This is a genomic window from Stenotrophomonas sp. ATs4 (assembly GCF_051861585.1).
Taxonomy (GTDB): Bacteria; Pseudomonadota; Gammaproteobacteria; order Xanthomonadales; family Xanthomonadaceae; genus Stenotrophomonas; species Stenotrophomonas maltophilia_AS.
The window spans coordinates 1-23,935 of sequence record NZ_JBLYPK010000010.1 but is presented as its reverse complement, the minus strand read 5'-3'; the positions used below and the strand labels follow the sequence as shown (position 1 = coordinate 23,935).

Below are 23,935 nucleotides of genomic sequence, written 5' to 3'. Positions count from 1 at the left end.
AGAATGGCCTCTTCACACGCTCTGGGATCCCCATGAATCCACTCGCCCCCGTCCTGACCATCGACGGCCCATCCGGGGCCGGCAAGGGTACCATCAGCCGCATCGTGGCGCGCCGGATGGGCTGGCATTACCTGGATTCGGGCGCGCTGTACCGGGCGGTGGGCGTCGCTGCCAGCTGGGCCGACATCGATACCTCCGACGCCTCGGCGCTGGTCCGCTGCACCTTCGATACCCATGTCCAGTTCGTCGAGCAGGGCGAGTCGATGCGGGTGCTGGTCAACAGCACCGATGCCACTGATGAGTTGCGCCTGGAGACCACCGGGGCGTTGGCGTCGGCCATTGCCGCCATTCCGGAGGTCCGGGCCGCCCTGAAGGAGCGCCAGCGCGCATTCAGGGAGCTGCCGGGCCTGGTCGCCGACGGCCGTGACATGGGGACGGTGATCTTCCCTGACGCCTCCTGCAAGGTCTTCCTGACCGCCAGTGCCGAGGAGCGCGCCGAGCGCCGGCATAAGCAGTTGAAAGACAAGGGGGTTTCTGTTAACTTTGATGACCTCCTGCGCGAGATCATGGCCCGCGACGCCCGTGATGCTCAGCGTACCGTGGCGCCCCTGAAGCCGGCAGACGATGCTGTCCTCATCGACACCACAGGCATCGGCATCGATGATGTCGTTGCCAGAGTGATGGATCTGCTTCCGGTTCCGGCTGCCTGATCCGTTCGCGCGGGAGCACTGCCAGCAACACCGGTGGTGGTCGCACAAAGTAGTGCTGTACCAGCTCCGTCGCGCAATGATGCGTGGCGGTTTTCCTACTACACACGACCTGCGTTTCCGGGGTCGACCAACAGGCGGGCGGTCGCCAATCCCTGAAGGGACGCCACCGACCCATGTGTCCAACAGAGTAAATCTAATGACCGAATCATTTGCCGAACTGTTTGAAGCCAGCCAGGCCAACCTGGCCAAGCTGAAGCCGGGCGCCATCGTCAGCGGTACCGTTGTTGAAGTCCGCGGCGACGTCGTGGTGATCAACGCTGGCCTGAAGTCCGAAGGCATCGTGCCGATCGAACAGTTCCGTAACGACGCTGGCGAAATCGACGTCGCCGAAGGCGACATCGTCAAGGTCGCCCTCGACTCGATCGAGAACGGCTTCGGCGAAACCGTCCTGTCGCGCGAGAAGGCCAAGCGCGCGATGGTGTGGGACGAGCTGGAAGAAGCGTTGGAAAAGAACGAAACCATCACCGGCCGCATCAGCGGCAAGGTCAAGGGTGGTTTCACCGTGGACATCAAGGATGTCCGCGCCTTCCTGCCGGGTTCCCTGGTCGATGTGCGCCCGGTGCGCGATCCGGCCTACCTGGAAGGCAAGGAACTCGAGTTCAAGCTCATCAAGCTGGACCGCAAGCGTAACAACGTCGTGGTTTCGCGCCGCGCTGTCGTCGAAAGCGAGCACTCGGAAGAGCGCGAGCAGCTGATGGACAAGCTGCAGGAAGGCGCGATCCTGAAGGGTGTCGTCAAGAACCTGACCGACTACGGCGCATTCGTGGACCTGGGCGGTATCGACGGCCTGCTGCACATCACCGACATGGCATGGAAGCGCGTGCGCCATCCGTCCGAAGTCGTGAACGTCGGCGACGAGCTGGACGTGCGCGTGCTGAAGTTCGACCGCGAGCGCAACCGCGTTTCGCTGGGCCTGAAGCAGCTGGGCGAAGATCCGTGGGATAACATCGCCCGTCGTTACCCGGCCAACAGCCGCGTGTTCGGCAAGGTCTCCAACGTCACCGATTACGGCGCATTCGTCGAGATCGAGCCGGGCGTCGAAGGTCTGGTGCACGTGTCCGAGATGGATTGGACCAACAAGAACGTCAACCCGTCCAAGGTTGTGCAGGTCGGTGACGAAGTTGAAGTCATGGTCCTGGACGTGGACGAGGAGCGTCGCCGCATCTCGCTGGGCATGAAGCAGGTTGCCGCCAATCCGTGGGAAACCTTCGCTGCCACCCACAAGAAGGGTGACAAGGTGTCGGGCCAGATCAAGTCGATCACCGACTTCGGCATCTTCATCGGCCTGGACGGCGGCATCGACGGCCTGGTTCACCTGTCCGACATCAGCTGGGCGACCACTGGCGAAGACATCGTTCGCAACTTCAAGAAGGGCGACACCCTGGAAGCAGTCGTCCTGGCTGTCGATCCGGAGCGTGAGCGCATCTCGCTGGGCGTCAAGCAGCTGGAGCAGGATCCGTTCGGCCAGTACATGGCCGCCAATCCGAAGGGCTCCAAGGTTGAGGGCGTGGTGAAGGAAGTCGACGCCAAGGGCGCGATCATCGAGCTGGCTGACGGCATCGAAGGTTACGTCTCGGCGCGCGACATCGCCAACGAGCGCGTTGACGACGCCACCCAGCACCTGAAGGTCGGCGACAAGGTCGAAGCCAAGTTCGTGGGCATGGACCGCAAGGGCCGTACCCTGCAGCTGTCGATCAAGGCCAAGGACGACGCGGAAATGCGCGAAGTGCTGGAGGAATACCAGTCCTCTTCGGCTGCCAGCGGCACCACCCAGCTGGGCGCGCTGCTGCGTGCGCAGCTGAGCGGCAACAAGTCCGAGTAATCGGCCTTACGCTGTACGTTGTTTCCTGGACGGCCCGGGCTTCATTGCCCGGGCCGTTTCAGGCTGAGATGCCCCTGATGTGAGCCGGTAATGACCAAATCCGAACTGATCGAAATCCTTGCGCGCCGGCAGGCGCACCTGAAGGCCGATGATGTCGATCTGGCGGTGAAGTCGTTGCTGGAAATGATGGGCGGCTCGCTGTCCGCCGGGGATCGCATCGAAATACGTGGTTTTGGCAGCTTCTCGCTGCACTATCGTCCGCCGCGCCTGGGTCGCAACCCGAAGACCGGCGAATCGGTTGCCCTGCCGGGCAAGCATGTCCCCCATTTCAAGCCGGGCAAGGAATTGCGCGAGCGGGTCAGCAGTGTGCTGCCGCTTGACGCCGATCCGGCCTGAGCCTGCCGTCGCGCCACCGCGTGCGAATCGAGCCGCGAGTCGGATAAGCTACGGTCTCCTGCCACTGGAGCTGTCGCATGAAGGTTTTTCGTCTGCTGGTCCTGCTGGCGGTGCTGATCCTTGGGCTGATCATTGGTGCGGTCAACATGACTGCGATGTCGATCAACCTGCTTTTCACAGAACTGCACACCTCGGTGGGCGTGGCGCTGATCGCCGCGCTGCTGGTGGGTGTGGTGGTCGGTGCCGGCCTGGTGCTGGTGAGCGTGGTCATTCCGCTCTACAACCAGCTGCGCCGCGCCAACAAGTCCGTTGCCGCCACGCCGGCGCCGGTGGTTCCCCCGCAAACTTTTGATGGACGCTGACCGAAGATGGATTTCGTCACCGAGTGGCTGTGGTTTTTCCTGTTCGTTCCGCTGGCCGCACTGGCCGGATGGGTGATCGGCCGGCGTGGTGGGCAACGCCACGGTGACAACCAGGTCAGCCGCCTCTCCAGCACCTATTTCCGCGGCCTGAACTACCTGCTCAACGAGCAGCCGGACAAGGCCATCGAGCTGTTCCTGCACATCGCCGAGCTGGACAAGGAAACCTTCGAGACCCAGGTCGCGCTGGGCCATCTGTTCCGCCGCCGCGGTGAAGTGGATCGTGCCATCCGCCTGCACCAGGGCCTGGTCAACCGCCACGACCTCAGCGACGCGCAGCGCGTGCAGGCACTGCTGGCACTGGGCGAGGACTACATGAAGTCCGGCCTGCTGGACCGTGCCGAGACCGTGTTCACCGAACTGGCGCAGCTGGACCAGCGTGCCCCGCAGGCGCTCAAGCACCTGATCGGCATCTATCAGGCCGAGCGTGACTGGGAAAAGGCGATCGACAATGCCACCCGCTTCGAGGACGTGACGGGCGAGCCGATGGGCAAGCTGATCGGCCAGTTCGAGTGCGAGCTGGCCGAGCGCTTCCGCGGTGCCGGCAAGCTGGAAGAGGCGAGAGCAGCCATTGCCCGCGCCTACCAGGCCGACGCCATGTCGGTGCGTGCCGGCATCATCGAGGGCCGCCTGGAAACGGATGCCGGCAACGCCGAAGCGGCCGTACGCGCGTTCGAACGCGCGGCCCGCAACGATCCCGAATACCTGCCCGAGCTGCTGCCGGCGTTGATGGCCAACTACCGCAAGGTCGGTGACCTCGGCGGTGCGCGTGCCTTCCTGTCGGAAATGACCGAGCACTATCGCGGCATCGCCCCGGTGCTGGCGCTGACCCGCCTGATGGAAGAGCAGGAGGGCGTGGCTCCGGCCCGCGCCTATCTAGGCCGCCAGCTCAAGGATCGTCCATCGGTTCGCGGCGAGTCCGCGCTGATCGACCTGACCCTGGCCGAAGGTGCTGATTCCACTGCAACCCTGCACGATCTCAAGCACATCACCGACCAGCTGCTGGTACGCAACCCTGCCTATCGCTGCACCCGCTGCGGCTTCGGCGCACGCACCCATCACTGGCAGTGCCCAAGCTGCAAGGAATGGGGCACGGTCAAGCCACTGCTGAACTACGCGGTGCTCTGATCCATGCCGTGGTTCGTGATGGGGGCGCTGCTGGGATTGGCCCTGCTGAGTGCGGCTCTGACCTGGGCGGCACGTGGTTACGCGCTGCGCCAGCAGTTGATGGACCAGCCTGGCGAGCGCCGCAGCCATAGCGTGGCCACCCCGCGCGGCGGCGGCATCGCCATCGTCATCAGCCTGCTCGTCACGGCAGGCGTGGCGATGTGGGCCTGGCCCGAAGCAACGCCCAGCTTGCTGGTTGCCAGCCTTGGCTTGGCGCTGGTGGCCGGCATCGGCTGGTGGGACGACCACAAGCCGCTACCGGCGATGCGCCGCCTGCTGGTGCATTTCATTGCCGCCGCTCTGCTGGCGGCCCTGGTCAAGGCGAATGGTGGCAGCTGGCTGCTGGCTGCTCTGGTACTGCTGTTCACTGCCTCGTTGATCAACATCTGGAACTTCATGGATGGGATCAACGGCATTGCCGCCAGCCAGGCCATCGTGGTCGCGTTGGGCCTGGCACCGGTGCTGCCCTGGCCGTATTCGCTCGCTGCCGTGGCGCTGGGCCTGGCCTGTCTGGGATTCCTGCCGTTCAACTTTCCACGGGCCCGGATCTTCATGGGAGATGTCGGAAGTGGCGCGCTGGGTTACGCCGTAGCCGTGGTTCTGGCGATCGCCAGCGTGCGTACCGACATCAACTGGATCCTGCTGCTGGTGCCGGCCTCGGCGTTCCTTGTGGACGCGGGCTTCACACTGCTGGCGCGCATCATTTCGGGGCAACGCTGGACGGAACCCCATACCCAGCACGTCTACCAGAGGGCCATACAGGCAGGAGCCAGCCATGCCCAGGTGACCGGGATGTACTTTGCTTTGGGCCTGTTCAGTATTACAGTGCTTAATGTCTGCTCCAATTTGCAGCCGAGGTGGGAGGCTGTCGTGGCGATCGCGTGGTTCATTGCGCTGAGCGTCCTCTGGCTCCTCCTGCGCAATGGATTGCGCCACCGACAAGGAACTATCTGACTCATGGCTTCACCCTGGCGGGACAGAATCCTCGGCCTGATGCCGCGTTCGGCCATCGTCTGCCACGACCTCTTCATGGTCTGGGCATGCTGGCAGCTGCTCCATGCGGGGCGCTACTCGATCCTCCCCAACGCGCCTGCACTTCCCCTGTGGAATGTCGACACCACGCTGGTTCTGCTGCTGCAGGGCCTGGTGTTCTGGCGCGTTGGCCTGTATCGCGGGCTGTGGCGTTTCGCCAGCGTCAGCGACCTGCTGAACATCTTCAAGGCCAGCTTCATCGGCATGGTCGCCATCGTGCTGGTGCTGATGTGGAAGCGCTTCGACGGCGTGCCGATGTCGGTGCTGGTGATCTATCCGTTCGCGCTGTCGGCGCTGCTGGGTGCGCCCCGGCTGCTGTACCGGGCCTGGAAGGACTACCAGGCGCTGCAGTCGGATTCGTCCGCACGGCGCGTGTTGATCCTGGGCGCCGGCCAGGCGGCCGAGACCTTGGTCCGCGACCTGCGCCGGTCCGGCAACTTCGAGCCGGTCGGCCTGCTGGATGATGCGCCCCACCTGCGCGGCGCCAAGCTGCAGGGCCTGCCGATCCTGGGCGGCCTGGACGACGCGCCGGCCGTGGTCCGCGAGACGGCGGCCAAGCTGCTGGTGATCGCGATGCCTTCGCTGGACGCTGCAGGCATGCAGCGCGTAGTCGCCATCTGCGAAAGCACCGGCGTGCCGTTCCGAACCGTGCCCAAGCTCAGCGATATCCTGCAGGGCCAGTCGCTGCCTGGGCAGCTGAAGGAAGTGGCGATCGAAGATCTGCTCGGCCGCAAGCCGATCATGCCGGACTGGAACCTGATCCGCGGATGGTTGGGCGGGCGAACCGTCATGGTCACCGGTGCCGGCGGTTCGATCGGCTCGGAGCTGTGCCGCCAGTGCGCGCGTCATGGCGCCGGCCGCATCATCCTGCTGGAAATCAGTGAGCTGCTGTTGCTGACCATCGAGGGCGAGCTGCGCCGCAGCTTCCCCGATGTCGAGGTTGAAGCAGTGCTGGGCGATTGTGGCGACCCGGCGGTGATCCGCCACGCGTTGTCGCTGCATCCGGTCGATACCGCGTTCCATGCCGCTGCGTACAAGCATGTGCCGGTGCTGGAGCGCCAGTTGCGCGAGGCGGTGCGCAACAACATCCTGGCCACCGAGAACGTGGCTCGTGCCTGCCTGGAGGCACACGTCGAGCATTTCGTGTTCATCTCCACCGACAAGGCGGTCGACCCGGTCAATGCCCTGGGTGCCAGCAAGCGCTACGCCGAGATGATCTGCCAGAGTCTGGACCAGAAGTCCACGCACACCCGGTTCGTCACCGTGCGCTTCGGCAATGTGCTGGCCTCGGCCGGCAGCGTGGTGCCGCTGTTCCGCGAGCAGATCCTGCGCGGTGGGCCCGTCACCGTCACCGACCCGGAAGTCAGTCGCTACTTCATGACCATCCCGGAGGCCTGCCAGCTGATCCTGCAGGCCGCTGCATCAGCCTCGCATGGTGCGATCTACACGCTCGACATGGGCGAGCCGGTGCCGATCCGCGTGCTGGCCGAACAGATGATCCGCCTGGCCGGCAAGCAGCCGTACAAGGACATCCCGATCATCTACACCGGCCTGCGCCCGGGCGAGAAGCTGCACGAGACGCTGTTCTATTCGGACGAGGACTATCGTTCGACCGCGCACCCGAAGATTCTCGAGGCCGGTGTGCGCACGTTCGCGCGCGATGTGGTGCTGGGCAATGTCCCGCGCCTGCGCGAAGCGGTGTGCAGCTATGACACCACCAGCATCCAGGAAATCCTGTTCGCGACGATGCCGGAGTTCTCTCCCATCGAACAGGATGCTTACATTTCATCCGCTAAAGTCGTGCCCTTTCCGGCACGTGAGGCCAACAGGCACCAATGAGCAAGCGAATTCGCAAGGCAGTTTTTCCAGTGGCAGGGCTCGGGACGCGCTTTTTGCCGGCAACCAAGACGGTTCCGAAGGAAATGTTGCCGATCATTGATCGCCCGCTGATCCAGTACGCGGTTGACGAGGCGATCGAAGCGGGCTGTGACACGCTGGTGTTCATCACCAACCGTTACAAGCACGCGGTGGCGGACTACTTCGACAAGGCCTACGAGCTGGAGCAGAAGCTGGAACGCGCCGGCAAGCAGGAGCAGCTGGAGATGATCCGCCATGTGCTGCCCAACGGCGTGCGTGCGGTCTTCGTGACCCAGGCCGAAGCGCTGGGCCTGGGCCATGCGGTGCTGTGTGCCAAGGCGGTGATCGGCGACGAGCCGTTTGCAGTGCTGCTGCCGGACGACCTGATCTGGAACCGCGGCGATGGCGCGCTGAAGCAGATGGCCGACCTCAACGAAGCCAGCGGCGCCAGCGTAATCGCGGTGGAAGACGTGCCGCATGACAAGACCGCCAGCTATGGCATTGTCGCCACGGACGCGTTCGATGGCCGCAAGGGCCGTATTTCGCAGATCGTGGAGAAGCCGAAGCCGGAGGATGCACCGAGCGACCTGGCCGTGGTCGGCCGCTACGTGCTCAGTCCGAAGATCTTCGAGCTGCTGGAGCAGACCGGCAGTGGTGCCGGTGGCGAGATCCAGCTGACCGACGCGATCGCACAGCTGCTGAAGACCGAAGAGGTTGATGCCTACCGTTTCGAGGGCACCCGCTTCGATTGCGGCACGCACCTGGGGCTGGTGGAAGCGACGATCCGCTTCGCGCTGGACAACCCGAAGCTGGCTGGCCCGGCGCGGGAGAAACTGACGGCGATGTTGGCGGAATAAGGTTTATCAAGCGCTCCGTTTGCGCTTTGATTGATACGTGATGGGCGGGACGGGTGGGCCTTTGCAGGACACGCCGTAAACCCGTCCATGGGGGCTCGGTCGCCGCATCCATGCGGAGAACGGTCCTGCAAAGGCCCACCCGTCCCGCCTGTCATGTTTCCTGCGGGCGCGGACGGGAAGGGCGGAATCAAAGGCAGAAGCACAAGCAAAAAAGGCAGCCTATGGCTGCCTTTTTCGTTTCCAGAGCAGAGGCATCCACGCATGGCGTGGATCTACTGGGGTCGGATCCCTTTGCGCAGCAAAGGGCTCTGACCCCGGCCTTTGACCCTGCCTTTGCTCACTCCTCCGCCGCGCGGAATGTTGGATGGCCCGGGCAGTCTCACCCCCCCGGGCCCCACCGCCAGCAATCAGCCGGCAACGCTTTGAACCTTACAGCGCCTCGAAAATGCCCGCTGCGCCCATGCCGGTGCCGATGCACATCGTCACCATGCCGTACTTCTGCTGGCGACGACGCAGGCCGTGCAGCAGGGTCGCTGTACGGATCGCGCCGGTCGCACCCAGCGGGTGGCCCAGGGCAATCGCGCCACCCAGCGGGTTGACCTTGCTCGGGTCCAGGCCGCAATCGCGGATCACGGCCAGCGACTGCGCGGCGAACGCTTCGTTCAGTTCAATCCAGTCCAGCTGGTCCTGGCTCAGGCCCGCCTGCTTCAGTGCCTTGGGAATGGCCGCGATCGGGCCGATGCCCATCACTTCCGGGCGCACGCCGGCCACCGAGAAGCTGACGAAACGCGCCAGCGGGGTCAGGCCGTAGTCCTTGATCGCCTGCTCCGAGGCCAGCAGCACGGCACCGGCGCCATCGCTCATCTGCGACGAGTTGCCGGCGGTGACAGTGCCGCCGAACTGGCCGTTGCGGAACACCGGGCGCAGCTTTGCCAGGCCCTCGGCAGAGGAATCCGGGCGCGGGCCTTCGTCGGTGTCGGCCACCTTGTTGCGGGTGATGATGCGCTTGCCGTCAGCGAGGTCCGGCAGGTGCGAGACGATCTCGTAGGGGCTGATCTCGTCCTTGAAGTCGCCGTTCTGGATCGCTGCCATCGCCTTCTGGTGCGAGGCGAGGGCGAAGGCGTCCTGGTCTTCGCGCGAGACCTTCCATTCTTCAGCGACCTTTTCGGCGGTGATGCCCATGCCGTAGGCGATGGCCACGTGGTCGTTGTCGAACACGCTCGGCGCCATCGCGATCTTGTTGCCCATCATCGGCACCATCGACATCGACTCGGTGCCGCCGGCCAGCATCAGGTCCGAGTTGCCCAGGCGGATCTGGTCGGCGGCCATCGCCACGGCCTGCAGGCCGGAGGAACAGAAACGGTTCACGGTCTGCGCAGCGATGGTGTCCGGCAGGCCGGCCAGCAGCACGCCGATGCGCGCCACGTTCATGCCCTGCTCGGCTTCGGGCATCGCACAGCCGATGATCGCGTCATCGATGCGGTTGACGTCCACGCCCGGCGCCTGGGCCACGACGCTGCGCAGCACGTGCGCAAGCATGTCGTCGGGGCGGGTGTTGCGGAACATGCCCTTGGGCGCCTTGCCAACCGGGGTGCGGGTGGCGGCGACGATGTAGGCGTCCTGGATTTGCTTGGTCATTGCAGTGATCTCTCGAATAGGTTTTGCCGGTGTGCCCACCAAGGTGGGCACCTACCAGAGGCAGAGGGATGCCGACCCGTGGCCGGCACCCGCCATCAATCAGTTACGCAGCGGCTTGCCGGTCTTCAGCATGTGCGCGATGCGGGCCTGGGTCTTTTCCTGCTGGGCCAGTTCGACGAAGTGCTTGCGCTCCAGGGTCAGCAGCCACTCTTCGTCCACCAGGGTGCCGCGGTCGACCTTGCCGCCGCACAGCACGGTGGCGATGCGCTCGGCGATCTCATAGTCGTACGGGCTGATGAAACGGCCTTCCAGCATGTTGACCAGCATCATCTTGAAGGTGGCGATGCCAACGTCGCCTGCCACCTGGATGCGGCGTGCCGGCAGCGGCGGACGGTAGCCCGCTTCGGCCAGCGCACGGGCCTCGGCCTTGGCGATGTACAGCGCCTCGTAGCTGTTGAACGCCACCTTGTCGGTGCTGCGCAGCAGGCCCAGTTCCTGGGCGTTGACCGCCGAGTTGGACACCTTGGCCATCGCCACGGTCTCGAAGGTCTTCTTCAGTTCGGCGAACACGTCACCGCCCGGGCCTGCGGCCTGCGAAGCGCGCACGGCCAGTTCCTTCAGGCCACCACCGGCCGGCAGCAGGCCGACGCCGGCTTCGACCAGGCCGATGTAGCTTTCCAGGAAGGCCACGGTCTTGGCGCTGTGCATCTGGAACTCGCAGCCGCCACCCAGGGCCAAGCCGCGCACCGCAGCCACCACCGGCACCAGCGAGTACTTGATGCGCTGGCTGGTGCGCTGGAAGTTGTGCACCATTTCTTCGAACTGGTCGACCTTGCCGGCCTGCAGCAGGCCCAGCGCGCCGGCCAGATCGGCACCGGCGGAGAAGGGCTCCTTCTGCTGCCAGATCACCAGGCCCTGGAAGTCCTTCTCGGCGCGCGAGACGCATTCCTGCAGGCCATCAAGCACGTGGTCGGAAACGGTGTTCATCTTGGTCTTGAAGCTGACCACTGCGATGCCGTCGCCGTCGTGCCACATGCGCACGCCGTCGTTCTCGAACACGGTCTCGCCCGGGGCGAACGTTTCGCCCAGCAGCGGATCCGGGAAGCGCTGGCGCTGGTACACCGGCAGCGACGAGCGCGGCAGCTTGGCGTTGCGCGACGGGCTGTAGCTGCCTTCGGCAGCGTGCACGCCATCGCGGCCATCGAACACCCAGTCCGGCAGCGGGGCGTTGCTCATGCTCTTGCCGGCCACGATGTCATCGGCGATCCACTGTGCGACCTGCTTCCAGCCGGCGGCCTGCCAGGTTTCGAACGGACCCAGCGACCAGCCGTAGCCCCAGCGGATGGCCAGATCCACGTCGCGCGCGGTTTCTGCAATGTCGGCCAGGTGGTAGGCGCTGTAGTGGAACAGATCGCGGAAGGTCGCCCACAGGAACTGCGCCTGCGGGTGCTGGCTCTCACGCAGCTTGGCGAACTTCTCGGCCGGGTTCTTGATCTTCAGGATCTCGACCACTTCCGGTGCGGCAGCACGGTCGGCCGGACGGTAGTCCTGCTTCTCAAGATCGAGGACGACGATGTCCTTGCCGACCTTGCGGAAGATGCCGGCGCCGGTCTTCTGGCCCAGCGCGCCCTTGGAAATCAGTGCGTCCAGCCACTTCGGCGACTTGAAGAATTCATGCCACGGGTCGTTCGGCAGGGTGTCGCCCATGGTCTTGATGACGTGGGCCATGGTGTCCAGGCCGACCACGTCGGAGGTGCGGTAGGTAGCCGATTTCGGGCGGCCGACCAGCGGGCCGGTCAGGCCGTCCACTTCATCAAAGCCCAGGCCGAACTGCTGGGTGTGGTGGATGGTGGACAGGATCGAGAACACGCCGATGCGGTTGCCGATGAAGTTCGGGGTGTCCTTGGCGTACACCACGCCCTTGCCCAGGGTGGTGACCAGGAAGGCTTCAAGGCCTTCCAGCACCGAGGCATCGGTGGTGGTGGCCGGGATCAGCTCGGCCAGGTGCATGTAGCGCGGCGGGTTGAAGAAGTGCACGCCGCAGAAGCGGTGGCGCAGCTGCTCGGGCAGCACGTCGGCCAGCTTGTTGATGCCCAGGCCCGAGGTGTTGGAGGCCAGCACGGCGTGGTCGGCCACGAACGGGGCGATCTTCTTGTACAGGTCCTGCTTCCAGTCCATGCGCTCGGCGATGGCCTCGATGATCAGGTCGCAGTCCTTCAGCTGCTCCAGGCTGCTCTCGTAGTTGCCCGGGGTGATGGCTTCGGCCAGCGACTTGCTGGCCAGCGGCGCCGGGCTCAGCTTGCCCAGGTTGGCGATCGCCTTCAGCACGATGCCGTCGGCCGGACCTTCCTTCGCAGGCAGGTCGAACAGCACGGTGTCGACGCCAGCGTTGGTGAGGTGGGCGGCGATCTGGGCACCCATGACGCCGGCACCCAGCACGGCGGCGCGGCGGACTAGCAGGGAATTGGACATGGTGTAGGGCCTTTGTTGGTCAGCAGTTACTGGGTGGAATCAATGGAGGCGGGCAGGGCGTTGCCGCTGCGAGCGGTGGCGCGGAACCCGGCCTCGGCGAAATGGATCAGTTCATGGGCGGCATGGGCACGATGCGCCGCTTCGGTGACACCGGCGGGACGCTTGATCAGCCCGAAGTCGGCCATGGCATAGGTAAGCGAGCCGGCCAGGAAATCCAGGCGCCAGTACAGCTCTTCCTTGCTCAGGTCCGGTACGCATTCGGCAATGGCCTTGCCGAACGCGCGCAGCACATGGCCGTAGTGGTCGGACAGGAACTTGCGCAGGTTGTCGTTCTTCTCGGCATAGGCGCGGGCGATCACGCGCACGAAGGCGCCGCCGCTCTGGCGGTCCTGGGCCATGGCCAGTGCCGGTTCGACAAAGGCGGCAAGCACCGGGCGCAACTGGCCGGGGTGCTCGCTGCGGGCGCGTTCGAGCTGGGTCAGGCGGGCGCCGGTCATCTCGTCCATGCGGCGGCGGAACACCTCGTTGACCAGGTTTTCCTTGGAGCCGAAGTGGTAGTTGACCGCGGCGATGTTGACGTCGGCCTGGCTGGTGACCTGGCGCAGCGAGGTGCCGGCGAAGCCGTGCTGGGCGAACAGCTCCTCGGCGGCGCCGAGGATCCGGTCCTTGGTCGAGAAGTGGGCGGGCTTGGCCATCGGGTGGGCGGACCTTAATCAAACGATTGTTTGATACTAGAACCAGACGGTAGCGTATGGCATTTTGCAGTGCAGCAAAACTGCCTGGGCGGTTACAGGGGATTCAGTAGTGCCAGCCCATGGCTGGCAGCTCGCGACCCTGAATGGGAGCCCCAGGTCCGAAATGCCCGGCATGAGGCCTGCCAGCCATGGGCTGGCACTACCGAGCGGGATCTTTTACAATCCGCGCACGTTTATCAGGCTAAGCCCGCGTTTCGACGCGGCTTTTTTTTTGTTACCCTTCGGGCCATCAGCGGCCCGATTCCATTGGAGACATCCCATGGCGCTGGAGCGCACCCTTTCGATCATCAAGCCGGACGCCGTTGCCAAGAACGTCATCGGCGAAATCTACGCCCGCTTCGAAAAGGCCGGCCTGAAGGTCGTGGCCGCCAAGTACAAGCAGCTGTCGCGCCGTGAAGCCGAAGGCTTCTACGCCGTGCACCGCGAGCGTCCGTTCTTCAACGCGCTGGTCGAGTTCATGATCTCCGGCCCGGTGATGATCCAGGCCCTGGAAGGCGAGAACGCCGTCCTGGCCCACCGCGACCTGCTGGGCGCCACCAACCCGAAGGAAGCCGCCGCAGGCACCATCCGCGCCGACTTCGCCGAATCCATCGATGCCAACGCCGCCCACGGCTCGGACTCGGTCGAGAATGCAGCGATTGAAATCGCCTACTTCTTCGCCGCCACCGAAGTCGTTTCGCGCTGAGAGTAATGCCGTGAACGAGGTCGTACAGAAAATCGCCATCCAGCCGCTGCCGAAGTCGGCACCCACGGCTGGCAAGCAGAACCTGCTCGACCTCGATCGCGCGGGCCTGGAGACGTTTTTCGTCGAGGTTCTTGGCGAGAAGAAGTTCCGTGCCCACCAGGTGATGAAGTGGATCCACCATCGCTACGTCACCGAGTTCGATGAGATGACCGACCTCGGCAAGGTCCTGCGCGCCAAGCTGCAGGAGCATGCCGAGGTCCTCGTCCCGAACATCGTGTTCGACAAGCCCTCCGCCGATGGCACCCACAAGTGGCTGCTGGCGATGGGCGTGGATGGCAAGAACGCCATCGAGACCGTGTACATCCCCGACAAGACCCGCGGCACGCTGTGCGTGTCCTCGCAGGTCGGTTGTGGCCTGAACTGCACGTTCTGCTCCACCGCTACCCAGGGCTTCAACCGCAATCTGACCACCGCCGAGATCATCGGCCAGGTGTGGGTTGCCGCACGCCACCTGGGCAACGTGCCGCACCAGATGCGCCGCCTCACCAACGTGGTGATGATGGGCATGGGCGAGCCGCTGATGAATTTCGACAACGTCGTGCGCGCCATGAGCGTGATGCGCGACGACCTGGGCTACGGTCTGGCCAACAAGCGCGTGACCCTGTCGACCTCCGGCCTGGTGCCGCAGATCGACCGCTTGTCGACCGAGAGCGACGTGTCGCTGGCGGTGTCGCTGCACGCGCCGAACGATGCGCTGCGCGAGACGCTGGTGCCGCTCAACAAGAAGTACCCGATCGCCGAGCTGATGGCTTCCTGCGCACGCTACCTGCGCGCCAACAAGCGCCGCGAATCGGTCACCTTCGAATACACCCTGATGAAGGGCATCAACGACAAGCCCGAGCATGCCCGCGAGTTGGCCCGCCTGATGCGCCAGTTCGACAACGCGGTGCAGGCCAAGGATTCGGGCAAGGTCAACCTGATTCCCTTCAACCCTTTCCCGGGTACCCGCTACGAGCGTTCGGAAGAAGCGCATATCCGCGCCTTCCAGAAGATCCTGCTCGACAGCAACGTGCTGACCATGGTTCGCCGTACGCGTGGCGACGACATCGACGCCGCCTGTGGCCAGCTCAAGGGCCAGGTGATGGACCGCACCCGCCGCCAGGCGGAGTTCAACAAGACGCTGCAGGCGGGGAAGGGGAGCGATGCGGCGGCCTGATCGCCTCTGGCTGGCCCTGTTCGCAGGCGTGCTGGCCGTCACGGTCAGCGGCTGCAAATCCCATCCGAAGGCCAAGCTGGGCCCCAGCGAGGCACCGGTCTATTCGGTTCGCGATCCGGATGGCGTGCGCCAGCAGGTGCGCTGGCAGGAGTTGCTGACCCTGGCTGGTCGCGACATCCAGTCCGGCAATCTGGACGCCGCCGAGCGCAAGGCGCGCGAGGCACAGAAATTGGTGCCCACTGCCCCCGACGGCCTCGTGCTGCTGGCGGGCATCGACGAGCGCCGCGGCCGTAGCCAGCAGGCGGGCGAGAATTTCCGCAAGGCCGCCGAACTGGCGCCGCAGCGTGGCGACGTGCTCAACAATTACGGTGCCTGGCTGTGCCAGCAGGGCAGTGCGGCCGAATCGCTGATCTGGTTCGACCGTGCGCGGCAGGCACCGGGCAATGCCGGGGCCGCCGAAGCGCAGGCCAATGCCGGAAGCTGTGCCTTGGATGCGGGCCAGCTTGAGCGTGCCGAACGCGACCTGCGCGCGGCGCTGACGGCGCTGCCCGCCAACCCGGTCGCACTGGAAGCGATGGCCCAGCTGAGCTTCCGCCAGGGGCGCTTCATGGAGGCCCGGGCCTTCGCCGAACGTAGGATTGCAGCTGCACCCGCAACGCGTTCCGTGTTACAACTTGCGTCTCAAATCGAAGCGCGGCTGGGTGATCGAGCGGCATCTGATCGCTATCTTCAGCGGATTCGACAGGAATTTCCGCAGGAAGCGGGCTCCTAACTCCAGGGTTGATGCATTGTGATTGATGACCAGACTGTGAGCGCTCTCGAGACTGCGGCCGGCTGCGGCACCCGCCTGCGCCAGGCCCGTGAGGCGGCCGGACTGACCCTCGAGGATGTCGGCTCGCGCCTGCGCATGCCGGTCCAGGTGGTCAGGTCGCTGGAAGAAGAGCAATGGCAGAAGCTCGGCGCGCCGGTGTTCGTGCGCGGCCAGCTGCGCAGCTATGCGCGCCTGCTCGATGTGGACGTGGGCCAGCTGCTGGAGCAGGCCCAGGTCGGGCCGGTGGTCCCGCCCACCCTGGTCAGCCATACCCATACCCCGCGTGCGCGCCGTATTGCCGAGAACCTTGGCCGGCGCGTGCTCTATGTCGGCATTACCGCGGTACTGGCCGTGCCGGTGTGGTTCGCCACCCGTGGCCACTTCGATGGCAGTGCCACCCCGTCGCCGAACACCGCGTCGCTGGACGCGCTGCCGGCTGCCGTGCCGGTGACCCCGTCCGCGGCAGGCATCGAGCCTTCCACCCCGGTCGAAGTGGCCGCAGCTCCGGCCAGCAAGCCGGCGGCGACCCCGTACGTGGCCTCGCTGGCGCCGGTGCCGCGTTCGGCCCCGGCCGCAGCTGCAGCCAATACGCTGGAGATGCAGTTCAATGGCGACAGCTGGGTCGATATCGGCGGCCCCGACGGTACCAGTGTCGAAAAGGCACTGATCAAGTCCGGCGAGAGCCGCAGCTTCACGCCGGGCCAGGTTGCCCGGGTCACCTTGGGCAATGCCTCGGCGGTCCAGGTTCAGCAGAATGGCGCTATCGTCGATCTGACCCCTTACCAGCGAGCCAACGTGGCGCGCTTTCAGGTATCCTCTGAAGGCTCCGTAGTCCCGGTTTCGCACTGAGGCGCGGTTTCACCACCTTCGATTAATCCCAATGGTCCCTCCCGACGGGCGGGGCGAGAGTACGCATGGCGATCGACGATCTGCTCGACGAGCACGAACAAAGTGAACGCGTCCGCAGCTGGCTGCGGAAGAATGGCGCCAGCATCCTCGGTGGCGTAGTCATCGCCATCGGTGCCATTGCCGGTTGGCAGTGGTACCAGAAGGATCAGGGCGGCAAGCTGGCCTCGGCCAATGTCGAGTACCAGAAGGCCCTGGTCGGCCTGCAGCAGAACAAGCTTGACGACGCCTCCAAGGCGGTCAAGGCGCTCGAAGCCGGCCCGTCCAGCATCTACGGCGACCTCGCGGCGCTGCAGCTGGCCAAGGCCCAGGTCGACGCCGGCAAGAACGAGGAAGCGCTGGCCACCCTGCGCGCCGTGAAGGTTGAAGGCGACCTGCAGCGCGTGGTCGACCAGCGCGTGGCACGCCTGCTGGTGGCCACCGGCAAGAGCGACGAGGCCATCAAGCTGCTCGGCAGCGCCACTGACAGCAGCAGCCTGGAAATCCATGGCGACGCGCTGATGGCGCAGGGCAAGCGCGATGACGCCCGTGCACAGTACGAGAAGGCGCTGAAGTCGCTGGACGTGGCAGCGCCGCAGCGGCGCCTGCTGGAAACCAAGGTTATGGATGCTGGCGGCACGGTCGCCGCCCCTGCGGAGTCGGTTTGATGAGTCAGAAGGTCATGATCACCCGCGTCGCCACCGTGCTCCTGATGGGCATGGCGCTGACTGGCTGCAGCACCGTCAAGGGCTGGTTCGCCGGCAAGGACGCGGCAGCGAAGAAGGCCCAGGAGCCGGCTGAACTGGTCAAGTTCGAGCCCTCCGTGAAGGTCAACAAGGCCTGGTCGGTCAACCTCGGCAAGGGCGAGCGCCGTATCGGCGTGCGCCAGGGCCCGGCCGTGGCCAACGGTCACGTGTTCGCCGCGGCGATCACCGGTGGCGTTCACGCCATCGACCTGCAGACCGGCAAGAAGGTCTGGACCTGGGAACCGAAGAAAGAAAAGAAGAAGGCCAAGCTGCGCCTGTCCGGCGGCCCGGGTGTCGGTGAGAACCTGGTCGTGATCGGCACGCTCGATGGCCAGGTCATCGCCCTGGACATCAATGATGGCAGCGAGAAGTGGCGCGCCCGTGTTCCGGGTGAAGTCATCGCCGCACCGGCCATTGCCCAGGGCATGGTCTTCGTGCGCAGCAATGATGGTCGTGTGACCGCGTTCGATGTCGGCAACGGCACCCAGAAGTGGTTCAACCCGAGCGAGCTGCCGGCGCTGACCGTGCGTGGCAACGCGCCGGTGGTGACCGGTCCGGGCGTGCTTTTCATCGGCAAGGACGAGGGCGCGGTTGCCGCGCTCGCCATGCAGGATGGCCGCACCCTGTGGGAACAGAATCTGGGCAACGGCGAAGGCCGTACCGAGCTGGAGCGCATGGCCGACGTCGATGGCGCCCCGGTACTGGAGGGCAACACCCTCTATGTGAGCAGCTTCAAGAACCAGACCATGGCCATTGAAGGCCCGACCGGTCGCCCCCTCTGGGCGCGCGACCATGGCGGCGCCGGTGGCGTGGCGGTTTCGTCGGGCAATGTTTTCGTTACCGACAACAAGGGCGGCGTGTTCGGCCTGGACAAGGCGACCGGCGCGGCAATGTGGTCGCAGACCGAGCTGGCGCGTCGTCTGCTGACCGGCCCGGCGCTGCACGGCGACTACGTGGTGGTCGGTGACTACAAGGGATACGTGCACTGGTTGAAGACCGCCGATGGGGCGATGGCAGCACGGGCGAAGAGCGGCGGTGACGCCCTGCTTGCCCAGCCAATCGTCGTAGACGGGGTGCTGCTGGTGCAGAACGTTGATGGCAAGCTGACCGCCTTCCGGTTGGCAAATTAAAAATGGAGTAATCGCGATGCTGCCTTTGGTCGCCCTGGTTGGACGGCCGAATGTCGGCAAGTCGACTATTTTCAATGCGCTTACGCGCACCCGTGACGCGCTGGTCCATGACCAGCCCGGCGTCACCCGCGACCGCAACTACGGCGTCTGCCGTCTCGACGAGGACAATCATTTCCTCGTCGTCGACACCGGCGGTATCGCGGAAGAGGAAGAGGGTCTGGCAGGTGCAACCACCCGCCAGGCCCGTGCCGCTGCGGCGGAAGCTGACCTGATCCTGTTCGTGGTCGATGCCCGTGACGGCACCTCGGCCATGGACGATGAGATCCTGGCCTGGCTGCGCAAGCTGTCGCGCCCGACGCTGCTGCTGATCAACAAGATCGACGGCACCGACGAGGACACCGTGCGTTCGGAGTTCGCCCGTTACGGCTTCGGCGAGATGCTGACCGTGTCGGCCGCGCATCGCCAGGGCCTGGATGACCTGCTCGAAGAAGTGGTCCAGCGCCTGCCCGAAGAAGGCAGCGGCGAAGAACTGGACAACGATCCGAACCGTATCCGCATCGCCTTCGTCGGCCGCCCGAACGTGGGCAAGTCGACCCTGGTCAACCGCATCCTCGGCGAGGAGCGCATGATCGCCTCCGACGTGCCGGGCACCACCCGCGACTCGATCGCCGTGGACCTGGAGCGTGATGGCCGCGAGTACCGCCTGATCGATACCGCCGGCCTGCGCCGCCGTTCGCGCGTGGACGAGGTTGTCGAGAAGTTCTCGGTGGTCAAGACCATGCAGTCGATCGAGCAGTGCCAGGTCGCCGTGCTGATGCTGGATGCCACCGAAGGCGTGACCGACCAGGACGCCACCGTGCTCGGCGCCGTGCTCGATGCCGGCCGCGCGCTGGTCATCGCCATCAACAAGTGGGATGGCCTGACCGAATACCAGCGCGAGCAGGCCGAAACCATGCTGTCGCTCCGCCTGGGCTTCGTGCCGTGGGCTGAGTCGGTGCGCATTTCGGCCAAGCATGGCTCGGGCCTGCGCGAGCTGTTCCGTGCGGTGCATCGCGCGCACGAATCGGCGAACAAGACCTTCACCACCAGCGAAGTGAACAAGGCGCTGGAAGTGGCTTACGAGACCAACCCGCCGCCGACCATCCGCGGCCACGTCTCCAAGCTGCGTTACGTGCACCCGGCCGGCGCGAATCCGCCCACCTTCATCGTGCACGGCACGCGCCTGAAGGAGCTGCAGGAGTCGTACAAGCGCTACCTGGAGAACTTCTTCCGCAAGCGCTTCAAGCTGATCGGCACGCCGGTGAGCTTCATCTTCCGCGAGGGTACCAACCCGTACGAGGGCAAGAAGAACGTCCTCACCGAGCGGCAGGTCAAGGCCAAGCGGCGCTTGATGAAGCACGTCAAGGGCAAGTGATCCACGAAAAGGCGGCTGCAAGGCCGCCTTTTTCGTTTGTGGTAGTGCCGGCCGCTGGCCGGCATGGTCATGAACGCATCAGACGACACGAGGTTGCCGGCCAGCGGCCGGCACTACCCCGCATCTATAGATATTGATCAAGGCGGACTGCTGCGACGAGCGCGGCAATGCGGCAACGCACATGGCATGCCTCGGCTGCGCCGCGATGTTGAAGCCGGTTGCACCTGGCTTGCGGCCGGGATCGACTCCGGCAGTCGCGCCTGACCTGTGATGCTTGCCCAGACCAGGGTCGTACCCAGTGCACCCGCCAGGTACGCCACCGACACTGCGCCGATCACCAGGCCCGCGGCATGCTCCAGCCACGGAAGCAATCGGCAACACCCCTGTGCCCAGCGCGGATGGCTGCCGAGCCACGCCATCAGCAGGCCGAGCGACAGCGCAACGCCGCTCAGGCAGGCCCCGTAAGCGGCCTTGGTACCCATGTCGGCAACGAGGCCGCTGACCAGGGCTGCAATCGCGAACTGCAGCATCCAGTTGCTGCTGCTGGCGAGCGCCAGCAGGCACCCTGCTTCGGCGTGCGGCCAACGGGAGCGGGCGCTCAGGCCCCAGGGCATCTGCAGGGAAAGTGGAGAGAAGGTGGTCAAGCCGGCGTCGCGCAGGCACATACCCGCCAGGCGCAGCAGCAGGAGGCAGCCCGCGCACTGCATCGCCAGCGCCCACAGGCCGCGGTTTCCCAGCATGCTCGCTGCAACGAACGCCGTGGCACAGATGACGCCCGTACCGATGGCGATACCGAACGACGCGGCCATGGCGGCGTGCCCGCCCGCGCCCATCGCGGTGCGCAGGATCTTCGCGTGATTCGAAGCGGGCAGGAGCATGGCGAAGGCGTACAGCGCCGTGATGATGAAAAACTGCTGCACGTAAACCTGCCACCGACCTACAGAAAGTGCCGAGTGTGGGCTGCGGCGGACGCACCGTATTGAACGCCATTGCGGCAGGCGCGAATCACCGGCATCAGCCCACCCACAGCGACACGACGATCCATAGCGCCAGCGCAATCATCAGGAGCCCTGCGGCCCGTTCCAGCCAGGGCAGGGCGCGTGCGAATCGACCCAGCACCCACGGGTGGCCGACCAGCGCGGCTACCAGCAGATCCCATAGCAGGACGATGCCGAACATCCATGCGCCATAGAAGAATTTTGTTGCGGCATTGGCCTGCGGACCGTTGAGCATTGCCGCCAACGTTGCGTAGAACATCGCATTCTTCGGGTTGAGCAGTGCAGACAGGGCGCCCAGCCCTGCCGCCTTCCACCATCCGTGGGCACCACCCGCTCGCGATCCGGCGGCAGCTTCAGATGCCTGCAGCGTCGTCGAACCCGCATGGCGCAGGAACAGCGTGCCGAGGTACAACAGGAACCCGCAGCCTGCCAACTGCACCGCAATGAACCCCGCGCTGCCTGCGCGCAGCATGGCCATTCCGGTGAAAGCGGCCACGATGAAGACGCCATTGCCGACAGCGATGCCTGCACAGGCGCCACTGGCGGTGCGCCAGCCAGAGGTGATCGCGGTGCGTGCAACGAGGAAGAAGTCGGGGCCGGGTGAGAGCAGGGCGAGAAAATGTACGGTGGCGATGACCAGGAACTGTTCCATCGGGTCCGGCGGCGGCTGGCTGGGGCGCCAGTCTGGGGATGCGCCGCGCGATGGTATTGAACGTTATTGCAGGCTCAGCGCCGGTACTGGCCCGGGGTCGCACCGGCGTGGGCCTTGAAGACCCGCTGGAAATGGCTCTGGTCGGCAAAACCCAGCGCATGCGCGACCACGGCCAGTGCCTGCCCTTCGCACAGCCGTCGGCGTGCCTCCTGGATGCGCTGGTCGATCTGCCAGGCGTGTGGGGTCAGGCCCGTGGCGCGTCGGAAGGCGCGGATCAGCTGGTAGCGGCTCATGCCTGCCAGCGATGCCAGCTCCTGCAGGGCCGGGGTGTGTTCGAGCCGCTCGCGCAGAACGTCCATCACCGGCTGCATCCTCTGCTGTAATGCGGCATCTTCAGGCGGGCCAGCGATGGCTACACCATCGTGTTCATCCAGATCGCCGACGAACGCGATCAGGGCAGCTTCCTTGACGCTGACCGGATCGTCGGAGAACAGCGTCTCGTTGACCTGGCAGTACTGCTGGTAGCGCGGGCGATGGTTGGAAATCCGGATCGGTTCCTGCTGCCAGTCGGGTTCGGGCAGGTCGTCATACTCGGTACGAACCTCGGCCATCCAGCGCGCGTCCAGATGCAGCATCTGGTAGCTCCAGACCTGGCCGGGCAGGGGGTTGCAGGCGTGCACGCGGCCTGCGGGTACGCCGACCAGACTGCCGGGCTGCAGCAGGCGCGGTCCTTCCGCAGCACCGGTGAACAGGCTGCTGCCGGCGTCCACGGCGCCGATCGAGAAGGTGTCATGGCTGTGCGGGCGATGGCAGGCGCGGCTGTCGCACGCCCGTCGGCTTTCGACGAAGGGCATGCGCGGGTCACGCCAGAATTCGGTGGCAGGGCGCATGCAGCGGTTCCGGGATGCAGGGGACAACGCCCGCATGGTGCCATGTTCGGGGCAAGGCGCGGCGAGGGTGTCTGCGCGATAATGCGGCCATGAGCATCCAAGAGCTTTCCCCCGCGCAGGCGCGCGAGCGCCTGGCCCACGGCGCCGTGCTGATCGATGTGCGCGAGGTGCACGAACGGGCCGGGGGCATGGCCGAAGGCGCGCGCGGCGTGGCCAAGGGCGAGCTGCTGGCCGACCCGGCCGCGCATCTGCCGCGGCACGACCAGGAGATCCTGCTGATCTGCCAGAGCGGCAAGCGCTCGGCCGATGCCGCGCAGTTCCTGCTGGAAGCCGGTTACTCCCACGTCGCTTCCGTGACGGGCGGCACCGTGGCCTGGCGCGAGCAATCGCTGCCGCTGGTGCAGCCGCTGGCCAGCGCTGCCGACCGCGATTTCTACGACCGTTATTCGCGCCACCTGCTGCTGCCGCAGGTGGGCGAGGCCGGCCAGCGCCGGCTGCAGCAGTCGCGCGTGCTGGTGCTGGGTGCGGGTGGTCTGGGCGCACCGGCCGGCTTCTATCTGGCTGCGGCCGGGGTAGGGCACCTGCGCTTCGCCGACCATGACCGGGTGGAGCGCAGCAACCTGCACCGTCAGATCGTGCATACCGAAGCCAGCGTCGGCCAGCTCAAGGTCGATTCCGCACGCGAGCGGCTGCTGGCGCTGAACCCGTCGATCGAGGTTGAGGCCGTGCCCGAGCGGGTAACTTCGGAGAATGTCGATCGCCTGCTGGACGGCGTAGACGTGGTGCTGGACGGCTCGGACAACTTCCCGCTGCGCTACCTGCTCAACGACGCCTGCATCAAGCACGCCACGCCGCTGGTGTACGCCGCCATCGAGCGCTTCGATGGCCAGGTAAGCGTGTTTGACGCCGGCCGCCAGCGTGGCGTCGCGCCGTGCTACCGCTGCCTGTTCCCGGAGCCGCCGCCGCCGGAGTTCGCGCCGAACTGTTCCGAGGCCGGTGTGCTGGGCGTGCTGCCCGGCCTGGCCGGGGTGCTGCAGGCCACCGAGGTGCTGAAGCTGCTGCTGGGTATTGGTGAACCGCTGGTGGGGCGGCTGTTGCGCTTCGATGCGCTGGGCATGCGCTTCCGCGAGACCGGCATCCGGCCGGACCCGCATTGCCCGGTGTGCGCGCCGGGCGTGCCGTTCCCGGGGTATATCGATTACGCCGCGTTTTGCCGGGGTGGGTGAACCCGGCCGGGGCCTCATCCACGCATGGCGTGGATCTACCGGGGATTGAACCCGGTCGGGGCGTCATCCACGCATGGCGTGGATCTACCAGTGCATT

General features: G+C 65.6%; 22 protein-coding genes. 16 read left to right on the top strand and 6 right to left on the bottom strand.

Going from position 1 to position 23,935, the window contains the following annotated elements; genetic code table 11:
• Nucleotides 1-32: 32 nt before the first annotated feature.
• From cmk to galU, 8 genes are all read left to right on the top strand, one after another.
• Nucleotides 33-710, top strand: coding sequence for a (d)CMP kinase (gene cmk, locus ABR323_RS17250; RefSeq protein ID WP_439450179.1), 678 nt, complete (start codon nucleotides 33-35; stop codon nucleotides 708-710).
• A 196-nt stretch (nucleotides 711-906) separates the two neighbouring features.
• Nucleotides 907-2,592: a 30S ribosomal protein S1 gene (gene rpsA, locus ABR323_RS17245; protein ID WP_135273265.1), complete on the top strand. Its 1,686-nt coding sequence runs from the start codon at nucleotides 907-909 to the stop codon at nucleotides 2,590-2,592.
• Between the two features lie 90 nt (nucleotides 2,593-2,682).
• Nucleotides 2,683-2,988, top strand: coding sequence for an integration host factor subunit beta (locus ABR323_RS17240; RefSeq protein ID WP_005409286.1), 306 nt, complete (start codon nucleotides 2,683-2,685; stop codon nucleotides 2,986-2,988).
• Nucleotides 2,989-3,065: 77 nt separating this feature from the next.
• The gene (locus ABR323_RS17235; RefSeq protein WP_135273266.1) at nucleotides 3,066-3,350 is read left to right on the top strand and encodes a lipopolysaccharide assembly protein LapA domain-containing protein; all 285 of its coding nucleotides are present in this window, start codon (nucleotides 3,066-3,068) and stop codon (nucleotides 3,348-3,350) included.
• A 6-nt stretch (nucleotides 3,351-3,356) separates the two neighbouring features.
• Nucleotides 3,357-4,535 (top strand): lipopolysaccharide assembly protein LapB, encoded by a 1,179-nt coding sequence (gene lapB / locus ABR323_RS17230; protein WP_012510791.1) that lies wholly within the window; start codon nucleotides 3,357-3,359, stop codon nucleotides 4,533-4,535.
• A 3-nt stretch (nucleotides 4,536-4,538) separates the two neighbouring features.
• A complete protein-coding gene (locus tag ABR323_RS17225; protein WP_135273267.1) occupies nucleotides 4,539-5,528 on the top strand; it encodes an MraY family glycosyltransferase in 990 nt (329 codons plus the stop codon).
• A 3-nt stretch (nucleotides 5,529-5,531) separates the two neighbouring features.
• Nucleotides 5,532-7,445 carry a polysaccharide biosynthesis protein gene (locus tag ABR323_RS17220; protein ID WP_167796797.1) on the top strand — a complete coding sequence of 638 codons (1,914 nt, stop codon included), beginning with the start codon at nucleotides 5,532-5,534 and terminating at the stop codon, nucleotides 7,443-7,445.
• Nucleotides 7,442-8,320, top strand: a complete 879-nt coding sequence (gene galU / locus ABR323_RS17215) for a UTP--glucose-1-phosphate uridylyltransferase GalU (RefSeq protein ID WP_135273268.1) — start codon at nucleotides 7,442-7,444, stop codon at nucleotides 8,318-8,320. Before ABR323_RS17220 ends, galU begins: the two co-directional genes overlap by 4 nt.
• Nucleotides 8,321-8,749: 429 nt before the next feature.
• On the opposite strand, the gene ABR323_RS17210 is transcribed toward galU, so the two are convergent.
• The 3 genes from ABR323_RS17210 to ABR323_RS17200 all read right to left on the bottom strand — a co-directional run bounded on the left by ABR323_RS17210 (nucleotide 8,750) and on the right by ABR323_RS17200 (nucleotide 13,125).
• On the bottom strand, nucleotides 8,750-9,958 hold the full coding sequence (locus ABR323_RS17210) for an acetyl-CoA C-acyltransferase (protein ID WP_439450178.1): 1,209 nt from the start codon (nucleotides 9,956-9,958) through the stop codon (nucleotides 8,750-8,752).
• Between the two features lie 99 nt (nucleotides 9,959-10,057).
• Entirely contained in the window at nucleotides 10,058-12,430 is a 2,373-nt protein-coding gene (locus ABR323_RS17205; RefSeq protein WP_439450177.1) for a 3-hydroxyacyl-CoA dehydrogenase/enoyl-CoA hydratase family protein, read from the bottom strand.
• Nucleotides 12,431-12,456: 26 nt separating this feature from the next.
• The gene (locus ABR323_RS17200; RefSeq protein ID WP_439450176.1) at nucleotides 12,457-13,125 is read right to left on the bottom strand and encodes a TetR/AcrR family transcriptional regulator; all 669 of its coding nucleotides are present in this window, start codon (nucleotides 13,123-13,125) and stop codon (nucleotides 12,457-12,459) included.
• A 319-nt stretch (nucleotides 13,126-13,444) separates the two neighbouring features.
• Between ABR323_RS17200 and ndk the strand changes: the two genes are divergently transcribed.
• The 7 genes from ndk (at nucleotide 13,445) to der (ending at nucleotide 20,072) form a co-directional block, all read left to right on the top strand.
• Nucleotides 13,445-13,870 (top strand): nucleoside-diphosphate kinase, encoded by a 426-nt coding sequence (gene ndk / locus ABR323_RS17195; RefSeq protein WP_008265389.1) that lies wholly within the window; start codon nucleotides 13,445-13,447, stop codon nucleotides 13,868-13,870.
• A gap of 10 nt (nucleotides 13,871-13,880) precedes the next feature.
• On the top strand, nucleotides 13,881-15,086 hold the full coding sequence (gene rlmN, locus ABR323_RS17190) for a 23S rRNA (adenine(2503)-C(2))-methyltransferase RlmN (RefSeq protein ID WP_176020965.1): 1,206 nt from the start codon (nucleotides 13,881-13,883) through the stop codon (nucleotides 15,084-15,086).
• Nucleotides 15,073-15,858, top strand: coding sequence for a tetratricopeptide repeat protein (locus tag ABR323_RS17185; RefSeq protein ID WP_439450175.1), 786 nt, complete (start codon nucleotides 15,073-15,075; stop codon nucleotides 15,856-15,858). Before rlmN ends, ABR323_RS17185 begins: the two co-directional genes overlap by 14 nt.
• 18 nt (nucleotides 15,859-15,876) lie before the next feature.
• Nucleotides 15,877-16,746, top strand: a complete 870-nt coding sequence (locus ABR323_RS17180; protein WP_439450174.1) for a helix-turn-helix domain-containing protein — start codon at nucleotides 15,877-15,879, stop codon at nucleotides 16,744-16,746.
• A gap of 65 nt (nucleotides 16,747-16,811) precedes the next feature.
• Complete coding sequence (locus tag ABR323_RS17175; RefSeq protein ID WP_012510799.1) at nucleotides 16,812-17,450, top strand: YfgM family protein; 639 nt, start codon at nucleotides 16,812-16,814, stop codon at nucleotides 17,448-17,450.
• On the top strand, nucleotides 17,450-18,658 hold the full coding sequence (bamB, locus tag ABR323_RS17170) for an outer membrane protein assembly factor BamB (RefSeq protein WP_135273274.1): 1,209 nt from the start codon (nucleotides 17,450-17,452) through the stop codon (nucleotides 18,656-18,658). The genes ABR323_RS17175 and bamB overlap by 1 nt, the downstream gene beginning before the upstream one ends.
• Before the next feature lie 16 nt (nucleotides 18,659-18,674).
• A complete protein-coding gene (gene der, locus ABR323_RS17165; protein WP_135273275.1) occupies nucleotides 18,675-20,072 on the top strand; it encodes a ribosome biogenesis GTPase Der in 1,398 nt (465 codons plus the stop codon).
• A 137-nt stretch (nucleotides 20,073-20,209) separates the two neighbouring features.
• Here der and ABR323_RS17160 read toward each other — a convergent pair whose 3' ends face one another.
• The 3 genes from ABR323_RS17160 to ABR323_RS17150 all read right to left on the bottom strand — a co-directional run bounded on the left by ABR323_RS17160 (nucleotide 20,210) and on the right by ABR323_RS17150 (nucleotide 22,612).
• Complete coding sequence (locus tag ABR323_RS17160) at nucleotides 20,210-20,992, bottom strand: lysine transporter LysE (RefSeq protein ID WP_439450173.1); 783 nt, start codon at nucleotides 20,990-20,992, stop codon at nucleotides 20,210-20,212.
• A gap of 94 nt (nucleotides 20,993-21,086) precedes the next feature.
• Nucleotides 21,087-21,722 (bottom strand): LysE family translocator, encoded by a 636-nt coding sequence (locus ABR323_RS17155; protein WP_439450172.1) that lies wholly within the window; start codon nucleotides 21,720-21,722, stop codon nucleotides 21,087-21,089.
• 74 nt (nucleotides 21,723-21,796) lie between these two features.
• Nucleotides 21,797-22,612 (bottom strand): helix-turn-helix domain-containing protein, encoded by an 816-nt coding sequence (locus ABR323_RS17150; RefSeq protein WP_439450171.1) that lies wholly within the window; start codon nucleotides 22,610-22,612, stop codon nucleotides 21,797-21,799.
• A gap of 89 nt (nucleotides 22,613-22,701) precedes the next feature.
• On the opposite strand from ABR323_RS17150, the gene moeB reads away from it, so the two are divergent.
• Nucleotides 22,702-23,838 (top strand): molybdopterin-synthase adenylyltransferase MoeB, encoded by a 1,137-nt coding sequence (moeB, locus tag ABR323_RS17145; protein WP_439450170.1) that lies wholly within the window; start codon nucleotides 22,702-22,704, stop codon nucleotides 23,836-23,838.
• The last annotated feature ends 97 nt before the right edge of the window (nucleotides 23,839-23,935 follow it).

Coding starts and splice junctions, on each gene's coding strand:
- ABR323_RS17210 (WP_439450178.1), bottom strand. CDS start 9,958: ATGACCAAGCAAATCCAGGACGCCTACATCGTCGCCGCCACCCGCACC.
- lapB (WP_012510791.1), top strand. CDS start 3,357: ATGGATTTCGTCACCGAGTGGCTGTGGTTTTTCCTGTTCGTTCCGCTG.
- ABR323_RS17205 (WP_439450177.1), bottom strand. CDS start 12,430: ATGTCCAATTCCCTGCTAGTCCGCCGCGCCGCCGTGCTGGGTGCCGGC.
- ABR323_RS17240 (WP_005409286.1), top strand. CDS start 2,683: ATGACCAAATCCGAACTGATCGAAATCCTTGCGCGCCGGCAGGCGCAC.
- rpsA (WP_135273265.1), top strand. CDS start 907: ATGACCGAATCATTTGCCGAACTGTTTGAAGCCAGCCAGGCCAACCTG.
- ABR323_RS17155 (WP_439450172.1), bottom strand. CDS start 21,722: ATGGAACAGTTCCTGGTCATCGCCACCGTACATTTTCTCGCCCTGCTC.
- ABR323_RS17200 (WP_439450176.1), bottom strand. CDS start 13,125: ATGGCCAAGCCCGCCCACTTCTCGACCAAGGACCGGATCCTCGGCGCC.
- galU (WP_135273268.1), top strand. CDS start 7,442: ATGAGCAAGCGAATTCGCAAGGCAGTTTTTCCAGTGGCAGGGCTCGGG.
- ABR323_RS17175 (WP_012510799.1), top strand. CDS start 16,812: ATGGCGATCGACGATCTGCTCGACGAGCACGAACAAAGTGAACGCGTC.
- ABR323_RS17235 (WP_135273266.1), top strand. CDS start 3,066: ATGAAGGTTTTTCGTCTGCTGGTCCTGCTGGCGGTGCTGATCCTTGGG.
- moeB (WP_439450170.1), top strand. CDS start 22,702: ATGAGCATCCAAGAGCTTTCCCCCGCGCAGGCGCGCGAGCGCCTGGCC.
- ABR323_RS17185 (WP_439450175.1), top strand. CDS start 15,073: ATGCGGCGGCCTGATCGCCTCTGGCTGGCCCTGTTCGCAGGCGTGCTG.
- bamB (WP_135273274.1), top strand. CDS start 17,450: ATGAGTCAGAAGGTCATGATCACCCGCGTCGCCACCGTGCTCCTGATG.
- cmk (WP_439450179.1), top strand. CDS start 33: ATGAATCCACTCGCCCCCGTCCTGACCATCGACGGCCCATCCGGGGCC.
- ABR323_RS17150 (WP_439450171.1), bottom strand. CDS start 22,612: ATGCGCCCTGCCACCGAATTCTGGCGTGACCCGCGCATGCCCTTCGTC.
- ABR323_RS17225 (WP_135273267.1), top strand. CDS start 4,539: ATGCCGTGGTTCGTGATGGGGGCGCTGCTGGGATTGGCCCTGCTGAGT.
- der (WP_135273275.1), top strand. CDS start 18,675: ATGCTGCCTTTGGTCGCCCTGGTTGGACGGCCGAATGTCGGCAAGTCG.
- ABR323_RS17220 (WP_167796797.1), top strand. CDS start 5,532: ATGGCTTCACCCTGGCGGGACAGAATCCTCGGCCTGATGCCGCGTTCG.
- ndk (WP_008265389.1), top strand. CDS start 13,445: ATGGCGCTGGAGCGCACCCTTTCGATCATCAAGCCGGACGCCGTTGCC.